At 68.1% G+C, this 3,936-nt stretch carries 2 protein-coding genes and 1 pseudogene; 2 read left to right on the top strand and 1 reads right to left on the bottom strand.

All coding sequences use genetic code 11. The features are described 5' to 3' along the window. A pseudogene (locus tag Y705_RS19635) lies at positions 1 to 1,381 on the bottom strand (ABC transporter); the annotation flags it as partial. A gap of 160 nt (positions 1,382 to 1,541) precedes the next feature. On the opposite strand from Y705_RS19635, the gene speB reads away from it, so the two are divergent. Together speB and Y705_RS19625 are read left to right on the top strand one after the other, a co-directional pair. Next, on the top strand, positions 1,542 to 2,531 hold the full coding sequence (gene speB, locus Y705_RS19630; RefSeq protein ID WP_049822699.1) for an agmatinase: 990 nt from the start codon (positions 1,542 to 1,544) through the stop codon (positions 2,529 to 2,531). After that, the coding region (locus Y705_RS19625; protein ID WP_049822698.1) for a thiamine pyrophosphate-binding protein at positions 2,532 to 3,936 on the top strand (1,405 nt) is incomplete at its 3' end. It lies immediately after the preceding gene.

Below are 3,936 nucleotides of genomic sequence, written 5' to 3'. Positions count from 1 at the left end.
CGGTGCCGCCGTCCTCGCCGGCTCGCGGCCCGACGTCGACGATCCAGTCCGCACGCTGCACCACGTCCATGTTGTGCTCGACGACGAACACGGAATTGCCCGACGCCCTCAGTGCCTCCAGGACGCCCAGCAACGGCTCGGCGTCCGCCGGGTGCAGTCCTGCGGACGGTTCGTCGAGCACATAGACCACCCCGAACAGTCCGGATCGCAGCTGGGTCGCAATGCGCAGGCGCTGCATCTCACCGGGGGACAGCGTGGGCGTGGTCCGGCCGAGGCTCAGGTACCCCAGGCCGAGTTCAAGGAGCACCTCGAGGCGCTGCAGCAGATCGCGGCTGATGGTGACGGCCACGCCGGTCGTTTCACCGGACGACGGCGACTGCCACGCGGCATCGGGTTCCTCCCGTTCCGCGGTGGAGCGGAGGACCCCGGCGAGTTCCGCCAGGGACAGGGTGTTGAGATCGGCGATGCTCCGGCCGGCGAAGGTGACGGCGAGTGCCTCGGCGCGCAGGCCGCTCCCGCCGCACAGCGGACACGGCCCCGATTCCATGTACTGGAGCACCCGCTCGCGCATCGACTGGCTCTTCGAATTCGCCAGGGTGTGCAGCACGTAGCTCTTCGCACTCCAGAACCGTCCATTGTAGGGCTTCGCGACGCGGTCCCGCTGCGGGGTCACCTGCACCTGCGGCTGCTCCTCGGTGAAGAGGATCCAGTTCCGGGACTCCTGCGGCAGGTCCCGCCAGGGGGTGTCGACGTCGTGGCCCAGTTCCCGGACGATGTCGCGGAGGTTCTTGCCCTGCCACGCGCCGGGCCAGGCTGCGATGGCGCCGTCGCTGATGGTTCGGGCGGGATCCGGCACGAGCGTTTGCTCCGTGACGGTATGGGCGTTACCGAGACCGGAGCATCGCGGGCAGGCACCCGCGGCGGTGTTGGGCGAGAAGGCATCCGAGTCCAGGCGCCGGTCCACCTGCTGAGGATAGGTGCCGGCACGGGAGAACAGCATGCGCAGGGAGTTGGAGAGCGTGGTGAGGGTCCCCACCGTGGAGCGGGAGCTCGGCGTGCCCCGGCGCTGCTGGAGAGCAACGGCTGGCGGTAGTCCGCTGATGCTTTCGACCTTCGGATTGTGTCCCTGCTGGATCAGCCGGCGGGCATAGGGTGCCACGGATTCCAGGTACCGGCGCTGTGCCTCGGCGTAGATGGTGCCGAACGCGAGGGAGGACTTGCCCGAGCCCGAGACGCCCGTGAAGGCGACGACAGCGTCCCTCGGGACGTCGACGTCGATGTTGCGCAGGTTGTTCTCCTGCGCTCCGCGAACCCGGACGAATCCGTTCCGGTCCTCCACCCGGAGGCCGGCGGAGCTTCGGGTTTCCCTTGGATCTACCATTCACCCGACTCTAACGGTGTCCGCAGCCGGTGCCGTACTCCGGGGCGCGGGCCTTGACCGGACACCCGGGCACAATTAGCCTAGGGTGAAACAACTGATGCATATTTAGCAACCAGTCGGCCGGAACGCGCCGAGGCTGGAGACAAGGGAAGCGGACCTCGTGGAAGAACTGCGGATATCGGCCGGCGGAACGCTGGGACCGATCGACTCTGCCCGGATACCCCGCTATGCAGGGGCGGCGACCTACGCCCGGCTGCCCCGCCTCGACCAGGTGGCACGCACCGACATCGCCGTCGTGGGCGTGCCGTTCGACTCCGGGGTATCCTACCGGCCGGGGGCACGTTTCGGCGGTAACCATATCCGTGAGGCCTCGCGGTTGCTGCGTCCCTATAACCCTGCGCTCGACATCTCGCCGTTCGAAAGCGTGCAGGTTGCCGATGCGGGCGACATGGCCGTCAATCCCTTCAACATCAACGAAGCGATCGAGACGGTGCAGCAGAACGCGCTGGACCTCACGGCCGACGGCGCCCGCCTCGTCACACTCGGTGGCGACCACACCATCGCCCTGCCGTTGCTCCGGGCCGCGACCGAGCGTGCCGGTTCCCCCGTGGCGATGCTCCACTTCGACGCACACCTCGACACGTGGGACACCTACTTCGGCGCTGAGTACACCCACGGGACGCCGTTCCGGCGCGCTGTCGAGGAAGGCATCCTCGACACCGAGGCCATTTCCCACGTGGGCACCCGCGGACCCCTCTACGGGGTGAAGGACCTCGAGGACGACCGCCGGTTCGGGTTCGGGATCGTCACGTCGTCGGATGTCTTCCGGCAGGGAGTCGATGAGATCGTCGACAAGCTCCGCGCGCGCATCGGCAATCGCCCGCTCTACATCTCGGTGGATATCGACGTCCTCGATCCCGCCCACGCCCCGGGCACGGGCACACCGGAAGCCGGAGGCATCACCAGCCGCGAGCTGCTCGAGATCCTGCGCGGACTCCGCGGCATGAACCTCGTCGGAGCCGACGTCGTCGAGGTCGCGCCTGCGTACGACCACGCCGAGATCACGGGTGTGGCGGCGTCGCACGTAGCATACGACCTGGTCAGCCTGATGGCCGACAACCTCGCGTCACCCAACGGCAAGGAAAACTGAATGGAAATCACCGGCGGCGCTGCCTCAGCCCCACCCGAGCCCCTGACCGGCCAGCGCAACGGCGGCGACCTCGTGGTCGAAACGTTGACGGCGCTCGGCGCGACGACGGTGTTCGGAATTCCGGGCCAGCACGCGCTGGGCCTGTTCGATGCCCTTTCGAGGTCGGACCTGACGTTCGTCTCGTCGCGCGTCGAGAACAACTCGGCCTTCGCCGCTGACGGTTTCGCCCGCGCGACCGGGGAGGTGGGAGTGCTGTTCCTCTCGACCGGTCCCGGCGCGCTCACCTCCCTCGCCGGACTGCAGGAGGCATACGCCACGGGCGTGCCGATGATCGTCATCGCGAGCCAGATCCCCCTCGAAGGACTGGGCGCGCGCCGCAAGGGGATGCTTCACCAGCTGGACGACCAGAAGGCGTCGGCCGCCAACGTGACCAAGAGCCAGCGGCTCATCCAGCACGCTTCGGGCATCCCCTCGGCCATCCAGGACGCCTGGACCGAAGCGGTCTCCTCACCGCAGGGCCCCGTCTGGATCGAGGTGCCGCAGAACGTGCTGCTGGATCCCGTGATGGTTCCCGCAGTGGAGGACGCGCTCGCCGAGCCCTTCGACAACCCGCCCCGGATCGAACTCGTCCGCGAAGCACTCGCCTGGCTGAATGATTCGAAGCGGCCGGCCATTGTTGCCGGCGGTGGGACGCGGAGGGGCAACGCCGAGGAATGGCTCCTGTCCATCGCGGAGAAACTGGGCGCGCCGGTGGTGTGCTCGCCCGGAGGCAACGGCGCGTTCCCCTGGAACCACGAGCTGTCACTTCAGTCCTGGGTCGAGGACCGGCACGTGACGGAGGTCCTCGAGGACGCCGATCTCCTGCTGGTGATCGGATCCTCCCTGGGAGAAGTGACCTCCAACTACTTCACGCTCGAACCACGCGGACGCATCATTCAGATCGACGCCGAACCGCGCGTGCTGGAGTCGAACCGCCCGGCACTGGGAATTCGCGCCGATGCGGGGCAGGCGCTCAAGGCACTCGATGAGGGACTGGGCACACTCGACCGGAACCGCACGGACGGGTACGACGCCGGAGTCCTCGTCGCGGACACGCTCGCGAAGGTGCAGGCGCGGCTGGATTCCCAGGACCTCGCCATGGAGCGGCGCTTTCTGGCCGATATCCGCGAGGCAGCCCCGGACGACATGCAGACCTTCTGGGACATGACCATCTCCGCCTACTGGGCCTGGAGCTGCTGGGATGCCCGGATGGGGAAATTCCACTCGGCGCAGGGAGCCGGCGGCCTGGGCTACGGCTTCCCGGGTGCCATCGGCGGCGCGGTGGGACTCGGGTCACAGGGGAAGAACCCCCGCGTGCTGGCTGTCTCCGGTGACGGCTCGGCGATGTACTCGATCGCCGAGCTCG

The sequence above is a fragment of the Arthrobacter sp. H41 genome (assembly GCF_000520535.1).
Lineage (GTDB): Bacteria > Actinomycetota > Actinomycetes > Actinomycetales > Micrococcaceae > Arthrobacter_D.
This window is presented reverse-complemented; position numbering and strand designations above follow the sequence as displayed.